At 42.7% G+C, this 16,144-nt stretch carries 13 protein-coding genes; 10 read left to right on the forward strand and 3 right to left on the reverse strand.

Features of this window, described 5'->3' with window-relative positions; translation table 11 throughout:
- Positions 1-279 precede the first annotated feature (279 nt).
- From N475_RS21855 to N475_RS25585, 10 genes are all read left to right on the forward strand, one after another.
- A complete protein-coding gene (locus tag N475_RS21855) occupies positions 280-969 on the forward strand; it encodes a DNA-3-methyladenine glycosylase I (protein ID WP_063365962.1) in 690 nt (229 codons plus the stop codon).
- Positions 970-2,403 (forward strand): protein adenylyltransferase SelO, encoded by a 1,434-nt coding sequence (locus N475_RS21860; RefSeq protein WP_063356929.1) that lies wholly within the window; start codon positions 970-972, stop codon positions 2,401-2,403. It abuts the gene before it with no gap.
- Positions 2,404-2,418: 15 nt separating this feature from the next.
- Positions 2,419-4,197 (forward strand): ABC transporter ATP-binding protein, encoded by a 1,779-nt coding sequence (locus tag N475_RS21865; protein ID WP_063365963.1) that lies wholly within the window; start codon positions 2,419-2,421, stop codon positions 4,195-4,197.
- Positions 4,198-4,302: 105 nt separating this feature from the next.
- On the forward strand, positions 4,303-5,361 hold the full coding sequence (locus tag N475_RS21870) for an OmpA family protein (RefSeq protein WP_063365964.1): 1,059 nt from the start codon (positions 4,303-4,305) through the stop codon (positions 5,359-5,361).
- Between the two features lie 253 nt (positions 5,362-5,614).
- Positions 5,615-8,212 (forward strand): bifunctional aconitate hydratase 2/2-methylisocitrate dehydratase, encoded by a 2,598-nt coding sequence (acnB, locus tag N475_RS21875; protein WP_063365999.1) that lies wholly within the window; start codon positions 5,615-5,617, stop codon positions 8,210-8,212.
- A gap of 352 nt (positions 8,213-8,564) precedes the next feature.
- Complete coding sequence (locus N475_RS21880) at positions 8,565-9,512, forward strand: hypothetical protein (protein ID WP_063356926.1); 948 nt, start codon at positions 8,565-8,567, stop codon at positions 9,510-9,512.
- Positions 9,512-10,492, forward strand: a complete 981-nt coding sequence (locus N475_RS21885) for a hypothetical protein (RefSeq protein ID WP_063365965.1) — start codon at positions 9,512-9,514, stop codon at positions 10,490-10,492. The genes N475_RS21880 and N475_RS21885 overlap by 1 nt, the downstream gene beginning before the upstream one ends.
- Positions 10,493-10,771: 279 nt before the next feature.
- Complete coding sequence (locus N475_RS21890; RefSeq protein ID WP_063356924.1) at positions 10,772-11,404, forward strand: 2OG-Fe dioxygenase family protein; 633 nt, start codon at positions 10,772-10,774, stop codon at positions 11,402-11,404.
- 10 nt (positions 11,405-11,414) lie between these two features.
- Positions 11,415-12,650 (forward strand): cysteine desulfurase-like protein, encoded by a 1,236-nt coding sequence (locus tag N475_RS21895; RefSeq protein ID WP_063365966.1) that lies wholly within the window; start codon positions 11,415-11,417, stop codon positions 12,648-12,650.
- A gap of 213 nt (positions 12,651-12,863) precedes the next feature.
- A complete protein-coding gene (locus N475_RS25585; protein ID WP_155730886.1) occupies positions 12,864-13,034 on the forward strand; it encodes a hypothetical protein in 171 nt (56 codons plus the stop codon).
- A gap of 50 nt (positions 13,035-13,084) precedes the next feature.
- Here N475_RS25585 and N475_RS21900 read toward each other — a convergent pair whose 3' ends face one another.
- Genes N475_RS21900 through glnL form a run of 3 tightly spaced genes read right to left on the reverse strand, consistent with a single transcriptional unit; the run spans position 13,085 to position 16,040 of the window.
- On the reverse strand, positions 13,085-13,543 hold the full coding sequence (locus N475_RS21900; protein ID WP_063356922.1) for a Crp/Fnr family transcriptional regulator: 459 nt from the start codon (positions 13,541-13,543) through the stop codon (positions 13,085-13,087).
- 14 nt (positions 13,544-13,557) lie between these two features.
- Positions 13,558-14,964 carry a nitrogen regulation protein NR(I) gene (gene ntrC / locus N475_RS21905; RefSeq protein WP_063356936.1) on the reverse strand — a complete coding sequence of 469 codons (1,407 nt, stop codon included), beginning with the start codon at positions 14,962-14,964 and terminating at the stop codon, positions 13,558-13,560.
- The gene (gene glnL, locus N475_RS21910; RefSeq protein WP_063356921.1) at positions 14,964-16,040 is read right to left on the reverse strand and encodes a nitrogen regulation protein NR(II); all 1,077 of its coding nucleotides are present in this window, start codon (positions 16,038-16,040) and stop codon (positions 14,964-14,966) included. The genes ntrC and glnL overlap by 1 nt, the downstream gene beginning before the upstream one ends.
- Between the last annotated feature and the right edge of the window lie 104 nt (positions 16,041-16,144).

Raw genomic sequence — 16,144 nt, forward strand, 5'->3', positions numbered from 1 at the left:
CATCGCGCATCCATGCGCTCACCTCCTCATGCTGCGAAACTTTGTTTCGGTCATTCGTCACCTTTGTGCAAAAGAACTGTACTCACTGCGTTCGCAGTCGCTAACCTATTGAACTGGTGTGTGAATCTCATTGCATACCTATGGGTGTCTTCTTATTATAAAAATTAAAAGAAAAGAGCCCTTTTTAGTTTAATGCCCCTACAAATAACATGTGTTTCAATGGCTATATATATGAGACTATTATTGAGATGCATATTTAGAGAAACAGTAGGGGGCCAATTGAGTCGATTTAATGAGATTTATGAAAGAGCTTGTTATCGCAAAGGTGGTGAAGCTAAATTGAGAGCGTTATTAAATGCACCGCAAAGCACGACTACACTTGCGGAATATAGTGATGACATGTGGCTTGAAGAATTTACGAGAAAAATCTTTCAATCTGGCTTCTATTGGTCTGTGGTTAATTCTAAATGGGAAGGGTTTAGAGAAGTTTTTTGGGATTTCTCTATCGATAAATTGCTGTATATGTCCCCCGATATGTATGAACAAAGATCGCAAGACGAACGTATTATTCGTAATTTTAAGAAAGTGCAAAGTATTGCAATAAACTGTCATATGATTTACGAATTGCAGCAGGAACATGGCTCATTTAGCCAATTAGTGGCGCAGTGGCCGAGTAATAATATAATCGAACTGTGGCTAACACTTAAAAAAAAGGGCAATAGATTAGGTGGAAATACGGGCCCGTTTGCTTTAAGAGCGCTAGGAAAAGATACTTTTCTACTGACAAAGGATGTTGAAGCTTACTTGAGAGCGCATAAAGTAATTGATGGTGGTCTACAAACTTTGAAGTCTTTGAGAGCAGCGCAATCGCATTTTAATGAACTTCAATATACCAGTGGATTGTCAATGACTGCAATAAGCCAGATTATCGCATATAGCGTTGGTGACAACGCAATTCAGAGTACCTAAATGATGTTTTATTCTCGTTATACTAAGTTGGGCGCAGAGTTTGCTGTACCAGCTAATCCAGAAGCCTTTGAGCAGGCAAAGTTACTGCTGTTGAACAAGGGCCTAAATACAGATATTGGCCCGACATGGGATAATGATGAAGCACTTGGCTATCTATCGGGTCAACAAATAATAGGCAATACTGAAAGTGTTTCTCTTGCTTATTCTGGACACCAGTTTGGCCATTTTAACCCTCTGCTAGGAGATGGCAGAGCACACCTGTTGGCATCCTTCAAAGGCTTAGATGGTAATGACTACGATATTCAGTTGAAGGGCTCTGGCGCAACTACCTTTTCACGGGGTGGAGATGGTTTGTGCGCACTCGGGCCTGCTGTGCGAGAGTTTATTATGAGTCAGGCCATGTATGGCTTAGGTGTACCGACTACACATTGCTTGGCGGTACTTTCAACGGGTAAGTCGGTATATAGACAAGGTTATTTGCCTGGTGCTTTAGTTGCGAGAATTGCTCGTAGCCATATTAGGGTGGGCTCTTTTCAGTTATTAGCACTTAGGCAAGATACTGAAGCAATGCACGAACTAATGGAATTGGCGATTTCAGATGCTTTTACAGAGATAACAGTGCAGGGCGAAGACCGTATATTTGCCTTTTTTAATAGTGTGTGCCAAGCACAATGTGCGCTTATGCTAAAGTGGTTACAAGTTGGATTTGTTCATGGTGTTATGAACACTGACAATACACTAGTTAATGGCGAAACAATTGATTATGGTCCTTGTGCAATGATGGAGAGCTTTTCGTTTTCTCGTGTTTACAGCTCTATTGACACTCAAGGGCGTTATGCATTTGGCCAACAACCAAATATAGCAAGCTGGAATTGCGCTCGTTTAGCTGAATCTTTACTGTTGTTATGTGACGACGAAGAGCATGCGATTAATCGATTTTCTGAGATCCTTGCCGAATTTTCTGAATCCTTTAATCAGGGTTATAGAGCGCTTTGGCAGAAAAAACTCGGATTGCTTGGCTGGCATGATGAAGATCAAAGTTTAATCAATGAATTACTAGAGTTGATGACAAAACATCAATTGGACTATACAAATACTTTTGCATCTTTGACAGCTTACAAGTTGGGTGCATTGCAAGAGCAATATCCAATACCCTGTGAGCTAGATGGCTGGTTAAGAATATGGTTAGAGCGCACAGCGAAGTATTCATCCGAAGCTATGCTTGAAACAATGCAGGTGGTTAATCCTGCGATTATTCCACGCAATGAGCTCGTTGAAGAGGTTATTAGAGAGTATTATCAAGTGGGTACAAGTCACCAGTTAAATGAGTGGCTGGAAGCCTTAAACAAACCATATGAATATCGCAGTTACCCACCAAAGTGGCTAACACCTCAGTCAAATACAACACATTATCAGACATTCTGTGGTACTTAATTTTTGAGAGAAGTTATGACGGGACCATTAACGTGGAAGGAAATACAAAAACAAGTAATCGCGCATAAAAAACCGTTGATCTTGGCTCATTTTATTGCGTTGTTAGCTGCATTGGTCAGTGTGCCTATTCCCTTAATGATGCCTTTGTTAGTGGATGAGGTATTGTTAGAGAAGCCTGGCATTGCCGTGGACGTAATGAATCAGTTATTACCATCAGACTGGCATGGTCCAACAGGCTATATTCTCGCTATCTTAGGTGCTGTAATGCTAATGCGAATTGGTGCCTTATTACTTGGTGTTGCTCAATCACGTCAATTTACAATTATTGGTAAGGACGTGTCCTTACAGATCCGTGAACGACTATTAAACCATTTATCGCGGGTACAACTACGAGAATTTGAGACTAAGGGAGGTGCTGCGATCAGCTCGCGATGTGTCACTGACATAGAAACTCTTGATGGGTTTATAAGTCAGACAATGTCGCGCTTTTTGATTGGTCTTTTGACTATCATAGGCACGGGGATCGTGCTGTTATGGATAGATCTCACACTCGGGTTAATTATCCTAACACTCAATCCCGCGGTAATATATTTCTCCCGACAATTTGGTAAACAAGTTAAACACCTCACTAAAAAGAAAAACAGCGCATTTGAAGCGTTTCAAACAGCACTTGTTGAGACTTTAGACGCGATAGCACAATTGAAGGCAATGCGAAGAGAGCATGGTTACTTTGACAATGTTATGAGCGCAGCCAAAGACCTTCGATACTATTCCGTTCAATCTCAGTGGAAAACGGATGCAGTAAACCGTTTAAGTTTCACTGTATTCTTACTTGGCTTTGAGGTGTTCAGGGCTATAGCGATGCTTATGGTGGTGTTTTCTGGACTCTCCGTCGGGCAGATATTTGCCGTATTTGGCTATCTTTGGTTTATGATGGGACCTGTTCAGGAGATTTTAAGTATTCAATACTCATATTACAGTGCATCAGGCGCGTTGCAGCGGCTAAATCAGGTGCTTGAGTATGAGACTGAACCTGTGGCTCCCAATACTAAAACAACAGCTTTTGAAGCGCAGCAAGTGGGGATTGAATTTAAAAACGTGAGCTTTTCTTATCATGATGGACAACAAATATTGCATGACGTCAGCATGTCTATTCCACAGGGTAAAAAGGTCGCGTTGGTTGCCGTGTCTGGGGGCGGAAAGTCTACGCTGGTACAGTTATTACTTGGCCTGTATCACAAATCTCAGGGCAATATTCTAATTAATGATGTACCAGTTGAAGAGATTGGTTACGACAGAGTCCGTGAACATGTTGTGACGGTGTTGCAGCAGCCTATATTGTTTAACGCCACTATTCGGGAAAATCTAAGCTTAGGCCGTGAGTGCACAGATGAACAACTCTGGGGGGCATTAGAGATTGCAGAGCTGGCTGATAATGTAAAAGAGATGGAAGGTCAATTAGAAGCAATTGTTGGTCGCAATGGAGTGAGACTATCCGGGGGGCAGAAGCAGCGGTTAGCAATTGCAAGAATGGTTGCAGCTAACCCTAAAGTCGTGGTTTTAGATGAAGCGACTTCGGCACTGGATGTGGAAACGGAAGCGCGGATCCATAAAAATCTCAATCAGTTCTTACAAGGTCGCACGACTTTAATAATTGCACATAGACTGAGTGCAATACGTCAAGCAGATATCATATATGTGCTAGATGATGGCAAGGTAACGCAGTCAGGAGATCATAGAACACTGGTGGAAGAGGATGGATTATACCAAGTACTATTCGGTCACCAAGGCTAAAAATATAATTAAAAATACTTATCTAGTGTTAAGTAATTATTAAGTCATCGACTACTATTATGTGGGCATCAAATTAAAAAAGTCTAAATTTTAGAGGGAATAAACATGAAACTTAAGATGCTAAGCATAGTTGTAGCGATGGCTACTGTGTCTTCTTTACATGCCAGCGAGATTGAAGAAGGTGTTTACTTAGGTGTATTTGGCGACTATTACGATGCAAGTTGGGAAAACATCAGAGGTGTTGGTAATGGTGGGGTCGGTATAGATAACTCCACTGGCTGGGGGGCAGAGTTAGGTTATCGATTCAATAAGTATTGGAGCGCGCGTATTGAGTATGCAGATCTGGACTTTGACCTTGAAGGAGCTGGAAGCGGCTCAGTAGATGGTGACCGACTGGGTATTGATGGTCTTTATCATTTTGATGGTGGTCCGTTTTATGCGCTGGCAGGTTTAAAGTCTATTGATGTCTTTGATAGTAATTTATTTGCTAATGCTGGTGTGGGCTATCGCCACCATTTTACTGATAATTTTGCCGCGAATTTTGAAACCGCTATTTATCAAGGTTTAGAGAGGGGTTATACAGATGTTGGTGCGAAACTGGGCATCAATTATATGTTTGGCGGCACAACAAGTAGCCCTAAAAAGGTAGAGCCTGCGCCGCAACCTACACCGCAGCCAGCTGTTGTTGCAGCACCTAAAGACAGCGACAAAGATGGTGTACTGGATAAGAATGATCGATGTGCGAATACACCAATGAGTGATGCCGTTGATGCTAAGGGATGTAGTTTATATGAAGACAAAGAAGTCACAGTAAGCCTTCTAGTCAGGTTCCCTAACAACAATTCACAAGTATCTCAGCAGTATTTAAATGACATCAGTGCTGTTGTTGACTTTTTAAATGCTCATCCTGAAACCTCAGTGGTATTAGAAGGACATACTTCTAGTCTCGGCAAAGCTGATTACAATATGTGGCTTTCTAAAAAGCGCGCAGACTCAGTAGCTAAGCAGTTGGTGGATAAAGGTATTGATGCATCTAGAATCTCTACTGTGGGTTATGGTGAAGAGCGTTTATTGGATAGCCGTAATACACAAGAAGCACATACTGCAAACCGACGTGTAGAAGCAAAAGTAATCTCGGTTGAACGCGTTAAAGTAAAGCGTTAATAACTAATTATTGGCTGAGCTCACTTTGTGAGTTCAGCTATAAATGCAAAAATCACAACATTCATTCACGCCGCTTTAGCATTTTCCTATATACATTCATTTTATTTATAACCAGTATCGACTCCAATCCAACTTGCAAGATTTTCATCTAATTACAAAGCTCATATAATCAATTGGTCAGAATAAAAAATAAGCAGTTATAAATCTAAATACTAAAATGCTTATTAAAACACGTCACCAAGAGGATAAAACCGTGCTTCAAGAGTATCGTAATCACGTAGAAGAGCGTGCAGCGCAAGGGATTGTTCCCAAACCATTAGATGCACAGCAAACCGCAGAATTGATTGAGCTACTTAAAGCTCCCCCTGCAGGAGAAGAAGAATTCATAGTAGACTTGTTGGTCAACCGGGTTCCGCCCGGGGTGGATGATGCGGCTTATGTTAAAGCCAGCTTTTTGGCTGCTATAGCAAAAGGGGAAACAGCATCACCACTCATTACGAAAGCCTATGCCGCGGAGTTATTGGGAACGATGCTCGGCGGCTATAATATTGCGCCGATGATTGAGCTGCTCGATGATACGGATTTAGCCCCCATAGTCGCAAAAGGACTATCTCATACGTTGTTAATGTTTGATGCATTTTATGATGTAGAGGACAAGGCGCGACGGGGCAACAAGCATGCCAAGCAAGTCATTTCCTCTTGGGCTGCCGCAGAGTGGTTTAGCGAAAAACCAGCAGTACCTAATAAGATTTCAGTGACGGTTTTCAAAGTCACGGGTGAGACAAATACTGATGACTTGTCGCCAGCTCCCGATGCGTGGTCTCGCCCAGATATTCCCCTGCATGCCTTAGCAATGCTCAAGAATGAAAGAGAGGGGATCAGCCCACAGCAGCATGGTGAAATTGGGCCTATATCGCAGTTAGAAGCACTGAAGAGTAAAGGGCTACCATTAGCTTATGTAGGAGATGTTGTGGGCACCGGCTCATCTCGTAAATCAGCTACAAATTCAGTGCTTTGGTTCATGGGGGATGACATACCTTATGTACCAAACAAGCGTGTTGGTGGAGTTTGTCTTGGAGGGAAAATCGCGCCTATTTTCTTTAATACGATGGAAGATTCAGGTGCACTACCAATCGAATTGCCTGTTGATCAATTGGCCATGGGCGATCAAATCGACATCTATCCTTATGAAGGAGTGGTTAAGCGCTTTGGTACGGATGAAGTGCTTTGTACATTTAGTTTAAAGTCAGAAGTAATATTAGATGAAGTTCAAGCTGGAGGACGGATCCCGCTTATTATTGGTCGTGGATTAACAGACAAAGCACGCGCTTCACTTGGTTTAGAACAAGAGACAATATTCCGCAAACCAGTGAAAGCAAGTGATACAGGTAAAGGCTACACGCTTGCGCAAAAAATGGTTGGCAAAGCATGTGGGGTTGATGGGATTCGCCCTGGACAATATTGTGAACCTAAAATGACTACCGTTGGGTCGCAAGACACCACAGGCCCGATGACGCGTGATGAGCTGAAAGATTTAGCCTGCTTGGGCTTTTCCGCCGATTTGACTATGCAGTCATTTTGCCACACTTCTGCTTACCCCAAACCAATTGATGTTAACACCCATCATACTTTACCAGACTTTATGATGAACCGTGGTGGAGTCTCATTACGACCGGGAGATGGCGTTATTCACTCATGGCTCAATCGCATGTTGCTTCCAGACACAGTCGGAACGGGTGGAGACTCGCATACTCGTTTTCCATTGGGGATCTCATTTCCTGCAGGCTCCGGCGCAGTCGCCTTTGCAGCTGCAACAGGGGTTATGCCACTTGATATGCCAGAGTCAATTTTGGTCCGTTTTAATGGTGAAATGCAGCCTGGGATTACGCTGCGAGACTTAGTTCATGCCATTCCTTTTTACGCGATTAAACAAGGTTTACTTACAGTAGAGAAAAAAGGGAAAGTGAATGAGTTCTCCGGGCGAATTTTAGAAATAGAAGGTGTTGAACATTTAACTGTTGAGCAGGCATTTGAATTATCAGATGCATCCGCTGAGCGCTCTGCAGCAGGTTGTACCGTGAAGTTGTCACAATCCTCGGTAAAAGAGTATTTGAATTCAAATATTGTGATGCTTAAGTGGATGATATCTGAGGGATATGGGGATGTCCGCACTATTGAGCGGCGTATCGCTAAAATGCAAGACTGGCTCGAAAATCCACAGCTAATGGTTGCAGACAAAGACGCAGAGTACGCACATATTATCGACATCGACCTCAGTGAAATCAAAGAACCTATCTTGTGTGCACCAAACGATCCGGATGATGCGCGGCTACTCTCAACGGTGCAAGGAGAGGCAATTGACGAGGTGTTCATTGGTTCTTGTATGACTAATATTGGGCACTTTAGAGCTGCGGGCAAGCTATTGGATGGGTTCAAAGGGCAATTGCCGACCCGTATGTGGATAGCACCACCTACGAAAATGGACCAAGATCAGTTAACTGATGAGGGTTACTATGGCATCTATGGTCGTGTTGGTGCGCGTATAGAAACACCGGGGTGCTCACTTTGCATGGGAAACCAGGCTAGGGTTGCCGATTTAGCTACTGTCGTATCTACTTCAACTCGCAATTTCCCAAATAGACTTGGCACGGGTGCCAATGTATTTCTTGCATCTGCTGAACTTGCGGCGGTTGCGGCAATTATTGGTCGATTGCCGACACCAGATGAATATCAGGAGTATGCGACTAAGATCAATGCGACAGCAGCAGATACATACCGATACCTGAATTTCCATCACATGCCTCAATACACTAAAAAAGCTGACAGCGTCATCATTCAGCAAGCCGTTTAGCTACTCTCTTTAAAAGCCAACTTTATGTTGGCTTTTCAGCAGCTTTGCTATTGCTATATGGCCTGTGCTGGTAATTTTCTAGATATATTCACCTGCCTTTGAAAGTATTCTATGTCCTTGACTATAAAGAGGTCTGTACTACTGTTTATAAATAATCAGTGGAGTTATTTGGCGTGCTTTATTGGACTTGTATTGCGACGTTTATTGGCGATGTGTTGATACCTTGTTGAGGGTTGTTGTCATTGTGCATTTCATGCAATGGTGTGAGTCTTATTGAAGCAGTAAACTTGTAAGCAAGGGGAGGTGAGTAGTGCCTTGCGATACACAATCATCATGTTATCGGGGAAAGGCAATGAAAAATACGCTCGCTTTAGTAGGGATCCTGAGTAGTTGCAATGCACTGGCAGCACCGCTGCCATCTTTTAGTGAAATACGTCTTGGCTTTGAAACTATTGACTACAATGAGTCCCTACAAGACGTAGCCGGCTTTGGTCAGCTGTCGCAGTCAATATCAGTAACCAACCCAGCCGTGAGGCAGCTCTCATATACCGGTGTGGATGACGATTGGGGGTTTTATATAGGGAGCGCCGCAACTATCTCTACGGAAATAGACACCGAAACTTGGTCATTGAGAAACTTTGGGGCTATTCAGCAAAATGACTTTAAGGTTAAAGCCAATGAATTAGCGTTCACGGCTGCTTACAACTATCAAAGAGCCATACAGCTTACTTTTGGGATGAAGATCTTTACATCAAGCTTTACTCGTTCAAATTTTCGTTTTGTAAATCCTGGCGCAACAGATTTTGATAATGCGCTGAAAGCGTTACCAAGAGATGAAGGCGATCCTGTCCCTCGTTTTGACTTGCCTGGTCAAGCAAAAGATGGTGATGATGTTCTACAGAATAACCCAGCCTCTTTAGTGCCTGTAATTTCAGTTACAGAAGATCAAATGGGGTTGCTTGCCACTGTTGGTGCGCGTTATGACAGCAAGCTTACTCAACCGAATGAAACCGTCAGCTGGTATGTTGAGGGAGAATTAAGCACACCAGTGTATAGCCGCATTCAAAATACACAGTTTGAGACAACAACATTGACAGAAAACTTTAACGGCTGGGGGGTCATGGCGAGAGCTGGGGTAAGATATCACTTAGTGGAGCATATTGCGGTGATGGTTGGTGTAGATGCTTACTATAAAGAGCGAGATACAGTCACAGAAGAAGTAAATGGCCGACGTTTGCGTGTTCCTGAAATAGAGTATACTAATGTTTCACTGACCGCAGGACTACAATGGAGCTATTAATGCAGATGAAGTTAGGTATTACCTTTGGGGCAATACTTTTTGGTATTACGGGATGTAAAACACTCGACTCTGTGCAAAATACGTTGGCAGGGTCATCACCTTCAACGGAGCAAGTACAGGCGGCATATAGTCGTGCTGAAGCTGCCTATGCAGAAGCGCAGCAAGCAATGTATTTGGCAAATATTGAGTCATTGACAGAGTATGACTCAAATCGAGTCGAGAGAGCGCAAAAGGAATGGCAAGTGCTGAAAAAGCAGTTTGCTAAATTGCAGTCGAACCCCCATGAAGCGCTAGATAGCGCATCTTTCTTTTCTTCTCAGACTCTAAGTGGTGAAATTATTGAGAATAGCCAGCAAATAATGGCGTTGGTTGCAGGTGCTCAGGCCGCAAAAAAATTAATCTTATCAGTATTGGAGCCGGTTCGTTCACACTTTGCGGTATTGGATAAATTCGACGCGTCGCAACAGTTTTCAAAGCGTTATCGCCAATTAACTACCTTGCATGAAAAATTTAAAGGAATGTTGGTTCAGGGAAAGCAAGTTCAAGTAGAAACTCGATTACCAGAATATCAAGCTCAGTTAACTGCATTGGAAAAGGATGCGGTTGAATTACACTATATGGGAAACATAATTGCTGAATTAAAACTGATAGGTGCGTCAACCAAAGCGCAAGTGTTACCGAGTGTTTACTCTGATGCCGCGAATACCACGGACTATGCAAAGCAATACATCCATTTAAATGTGCGTAAATATGAGCAAATTGAAGAGAAAGCCCGTTCTGCAAAGCTGCAAATATTGAGGCTTGAACATCTTTACGCAGAGCATCTTGCCCGCAAGCAAGCATTATCAGATCAGCAAGTTGAAGCTCGGTTATTGGCGCTTGAAAATCAACTTTTAGAGTTAACTGAAAAAGCGGGGTTAGGGGATTTACGCCACCTTAGCTTTACTCAACAGCTGTCTGCAATTAAAGAGAAGCTGTGAGCTTTGTATTGAAGTAGGTCCCACATTTAGCAATAAAAGTGCATGTATTGGGTGTCTGTCATGATTGGCTATAGGTTTGCAAAGCAAAATGCTGATTATCGCAGGCACCACAGTACTCAGTTACCAAATTTAAAACAAATGGTATTTTTAATCTAACTTATGTTTTTATAGGGTATATTTATTCTTTGTTTTTGCTAAAAACAAGTTATTCAAAATCAAAATTTCCTGCGAAATAGATTAAGATCTCTGCCAATTTCTCATCAAAAGGCGAGAGCAAAAATGACAGCAGTAAACAACCAGAATTTGCTTCAACTTCGTTTTATTCAACAATCTCATATTGATTCAGTAAAGCCGTTTTTCACGCGTTTACCTGATAACCCGTATGCAGACGGTGCGTTTCGTAAGCGCCGTTATTCAGTGTTAAAGTTTCAAGACAATACGGTATCAATCCAACCGACAAAAGCGTTTGTACAAGATGACTCGATCAACAATTTTCAAGGCAATATCGAGCGTGTATACGAGAACTTAGAAACAGAATTGTTGCAAAGCGAAGGCTTTAAACAATTGCTGGCTGAATTCAAAGTAATGACAGGTATTTCAGACGAAAGAGATATTGAAGTACATCAGTTCAGAATGCTCGCTATTGAGAGTGATACGCCCCCTGCACCAGAAGGGGTACATCAAGATGGATTTGATCATGTTTGTGTATGTGGCGTTTCTCATGAAAATATCGCAGGTGGTGAACTACTTGTTTATGAGCACAAAGAAGCCGAGCCATGTTTTAAGATGGAAATTAAAGATGGGTTATTTGCGCTTGTTAATGACCGTGAGGTTTGGCATAACGCAACACCGATGAATAAGCTAGACGCGGATAAAGTGGGCTACTTAGACTGTTTCGTATTTACGGCTTAATGAGGTTGCTATGAATCTGTCTCAAATTCGCCGTCAGTTTCCTGCATTGATGCAGGAGATTTCAGGTCAGGCACCAATATTTTTAGATGGACCTGGCGGCTCGCAAGTGCCTCAGTCTGTACTGAGCGCGATGTCTGCGTACCTTGGTTACTTTAATTCAAATCTAGGCGGTGCATTTTTTTCGAGTGATAAAACGGTCGAATTGATGAGCCGTGCAAGAGAGGCTGTTGCACAGTTACTCAATGCGCCAAGCAGCGAACAAATTGTGTTTGGTGCCAATATGACGAGCCTAACATTTAGCTTTAGTCGTGCAATCTCTAGAGATTGGCAATCCACAGATGAAATCATCGTGACGAATGCGGATCACTATTCCAATGTTTCTTCATGGCGCCAAGCCGCTGAAGATAAAGGCGCAAGTGTTCATGCCGTACGTATCAATGAAGCTGATTGTACTTTGGATCTGGCACACTTTGCTGAGCTCCTTAGTCCTAACACTAAACTGGTTGCGGTCACTTACGCATCTAACACCACTGGGTCTATCAATAACATAAAGAAAATCGTTGAGATGGCCCACCAAGTAGGTGCACTAGTTTATGTCGATGCAGTGCATTTTGCTCCGCATGAATTGATTGATGTACAAGCGCTAGATTGCGACTTTTTAGCTTGTTCAGCCTATAAGTTCTTTGGTCCGCATGTAGGTATCGTTTACGGTAAACGTGAGCACTTAGAAGGATTCACACCATATAAAGTCGAACCTGCTAAAGATGTTATCCCTGGTCGTTGGGAAACAGGTACCCAGAGTTTTGAAGGTTTGGCTGGTGTTATTGCTGCTATAGATTACATAGCTTCTTTAAGTGAATTGCCGCAATCAGAATCTTTGAGAGCGCGTTTAGAGCAAGCGTTTGCCAATTCAAAAGCGCATGAAATGGCGTTGAGCCAGCATTTCTTAGCAAAATTAGCCGAGTTTCCTCAAATAAAGCTTTACGGTATAGATGATGTGTCTAGAGTCGCTGAGCGTACGCCGACCTTTGCACTGACGTTCGATGGTCTTGAACCACGTAAAGTGTCTGAGTTTTTAGGAAAGCACCATGTTTGTGTTTGGGATGGAAATTTTTATGCCCAAGGCTTGTGTGAGCAGCTTGGAGTGATGGATAAGGGTGGAGTGGTGCGAATTGGTTGTATGCACTACAACACCATAGAAGAGCTAGATAAACTATTCGATTTATTTAGCGAATTGCTAAACTAATAAAAGGGTGCATCAGCGCCCTTTTTAATTCAAACTTGCCTGCCTGATTTTTATCCAGTTAAACATTTCAATATCTCACAGACGCCTTACTATTTGTAATGAAATAATGTACAGACTGAAAGCGTTGATTTTAATACGTATTGATGGTTATTTATTAAACAGGTTGCAATAGCCAGCCTGTGTGAAATAGATCAACATAAAAAGGAAATAACGATGAAAGTCGCACTTAAGAAACGTTCAGTGAAGCAATTAACAACAAGCAATAAAACTTTAAATCAAGAACAAACACCACAGGTTGCTGGTGGTATGTATGCAAGTTCGCCTCATGTGCCAGGATGTATTTCTTACAAAGGCATCACTTGTATGTCTATGTACAACTGCTAGAAAACTTGGGGCTATAGAGTGATTATTAACTCTGTAGCCCTTAGCGAAATTTAGAATTGCTCTTCGATGTAGTGATTAAGTTTGTGAATACGTTCGCTCATACCTTCGATGATTTTATCTTTGATTTTTTCTCGAATGACCGCAGGTAACTTAGTCAAAGCCTCGGCAGTAATTGCTAATACAATGGTGTCGGACACTGCTTGTGCGCTGGTACTGCGCTCTCTATGACAAATGAACGCGCCTTCACCAACGAATTCCCCAGGTCCAACATGGCCAATATCAATATGGCTTTTCTCTGCAAAGATACGTAACTCACCACTTAATATGATGTATAGGCGATTATCTTGTTCAAAGCGTTTGAATGCGTGTTTGCCTTGTCCAATTAAATAGAGGTGGCTGAAAGATTCCAATAATACTTGCCGTTCAGCCAATGAAAACTCTTTAAAAAAGTCTAGTCGGTTGATGATTTCGAGTTGTTTAATGGTGGTTATATTTTCTAACAGCTTCATAATCTGCCAAACACCTAGTCCTTTTCTAGCATATTGCGCTCTTTCAGTTTGCGGGTCAATGTATTACGCCCCCATCCTATTTTTAGCGCAGCATCTTGCTTATGTCCATGGCAAGCTGCCAGTGCAGACTTAATTAAACGTGTTTCAAGCTGAGCTTGAACCTGTGGCCATATGTGCTCTTCTCCTTGACGCAGTTGTTGATCAAGCCAGATTTGAAAGGCATCTAGCCAATCATGACTATCAGTGAACTCTGTTTTTTCAGTGGGTTGGCTGAGTTCTGGGGGGAGATCCTGCGGACCAACCATATCACCAGGTGCCATCACGGTTAGCCATCGGCAGGTATTTTCTAATTGTCTCACATTACCCGGCCAGTTAAAGTCGCATAATTGTGCCAGAGCTTTGTCAGTCAGTACTTTACTCGGTACTTTGAGCTCTTTAGCACTTTTCGCTAAAAAGTATTGAGCGAGCTTTGCAATGTCCACACTACGCTCTCTAAGAGGTGGAATACGCAATCGCACTACATTGAGTCGATGAAATAGGTCTTCACGAAATTTCCCTTGGCTGACCAGTTGCTCCAAATCTTGGTGGGTCGCCGCCAAGATCCGAACATCAACCTTGATACTTTGATGACCACCTACTCGGTAAAACTCTCCATCAGCTAAAACCCGGAGAAGTCGAGTTTGTACGTCTAGTGGCATGTCTCCAATTTCATCGAGAAAAAGCGTTCCACCATTGGCTTGTTCAAAGCGTCCTCTTCTGACGCTATCCGCGCCGGTAAAGGCTCCTTTTTCGTGACCAAACAGTTCAGATTCAACCAGATCTTTGGGAATAGCTGCCATATTTAAAGCAATAAAGGTTTTCTCTTTCCTCGGGCTATGGTTATGCAGAGCGCCAGCGACAAGTTCTTTACCAGTACCTGACTCACCATTGATTAAAACGCTCATACTCGAAGCGGATAATTTCCCGATGGCTCTGAATACCTCCTGCATCGCAGGCGCTTCACCAATAATGTCAGGTCGGTTAGAAATGGCATCGACCTGTTTGGCTTTGACGTTTTGTTGTGCTGCTCGATAAGCCCTGTCAGCCAAAGAGGTCGCCTCATCTAGATCGAATGGCTTGGCAAGGTATTCAAAGGCCCCTTTTTGGAAGGCGTTGACTGCTGAGTCTAAATCGGAGTGTGCAGTCATGATGATGACAGGTAATGAGGGGTAGAGGCTACTGACTTCCTCTAACAAGGCCATACCATCTAGGCCCGGCATGCGAACATCTGACATCAATACTGAGGGTTGGTCGTATTCGAGTGCAGTCAATACATCTTGGCCATTGGCAAAGCTCTCGGTTTCAAAACCAGCTCTAGACAAGGCTTTTTCCAATACAAAACGAATTGACGCATCATCATCAACTAACCAAACACTCTTCATCATTTGCTCCCCAGCTCTTCTTCAAAGGGTAAATAAATACAAAACTCTGTATGCCCTGGCCAACTGTCACATTCGATAAAGCCACGATGTTGTTCTACTAAAGTTTGCGCGATTGACAGTCCGAGACCAGAGCCTCCTTCTTTGTTAGTGACCATGGGGTAAAAAAGTGTTGCTTTGAGCGACTCATCTATACCCGGTCCATTGTCGGCAATCTTTATCAGCAATGCTTTTCTTAGCATTAGCTTACCCCGCCTAACTCGGTGGCAAATACGGGTTGTAACTCGTATTTCACCATGTCCATTTAATGCTTGTTGCGCATTACGCACAATGTTCAATAGCACTTGTTGTATCTTTGCTTCATCGAGGCAAATATCAGGGATACTTGGATCGTAGTCTTTTCGCAATGAAACAGCTTGTTCAGAATCAAGCGTACTGAGCTTTAAAATCGATTCCAAAACTTTATGGATATTGCACTGGGCTTTTTTAGGTAATTCGTTAGGCCCTAATAGTCTGTCTACAAGCTCCCTGAGGCGATCTGCTTGAGCAATGATAAGTTGTGCACACTCATCGCGTTCTTGCTGATCAACCTCATACTGCAATAATTGCGCCGCTCCTCTGATCCCACCCAACGGGTTTTTAATTTCATGAGCGAGCCCGCGAATTAAGTTGCGTGCAGCTTGGTACTGGTGGGCTTGGTTGAAGGCTTTATCAAATCGCAGCTCTTCATCAATACGTCGACATTCAAGCTGAATATAGTTTTGATTTTCAAAGCAGAGTTTGCGTGCAAATAGACTAATAGTGCTGGCCCGATTATCAATAAATACCACGTCCACCTTGTGCTGCTGGCAGTCTATACCATCGTCTAAGACGTAGCGCTTGAGGCGTTTAAGGTCGATTAAATGGTGGTGAAAAATACTTTCAAACGGTTGAGCTAATAGCCGTTTCTGACCAAGCCCGAGTAGTTCACTGGCACTATTATTGGCATAGTGAATCCTTAAATCTTCATCTAACAAAATGACGGAAGTTGACAGGTTTTGCCAAAGTTCTTGCAGCATAGAAGGAGATGCTTGTTCCATAATGGGTCGCCTTGCACCAAGTTGGTGCATGTTAATGTAACACATTCTTGTGCCAAATGTTTAGTTAGTATAAAAGTTGCTGTTTTATTTGCAGTTATATGTGC

It is taken from the genome of Pseudoalteromonas luteoviolacea DSM 6061 (assembly GCF_001625655.1).
Lineage (GTDB): Bacteria > Pseudomonadota > Gammaproteobacteria > Enterobacterales > Alteromonadaceae > Pseudoalteromonas > Pseudoalteromonas luteoviolacea.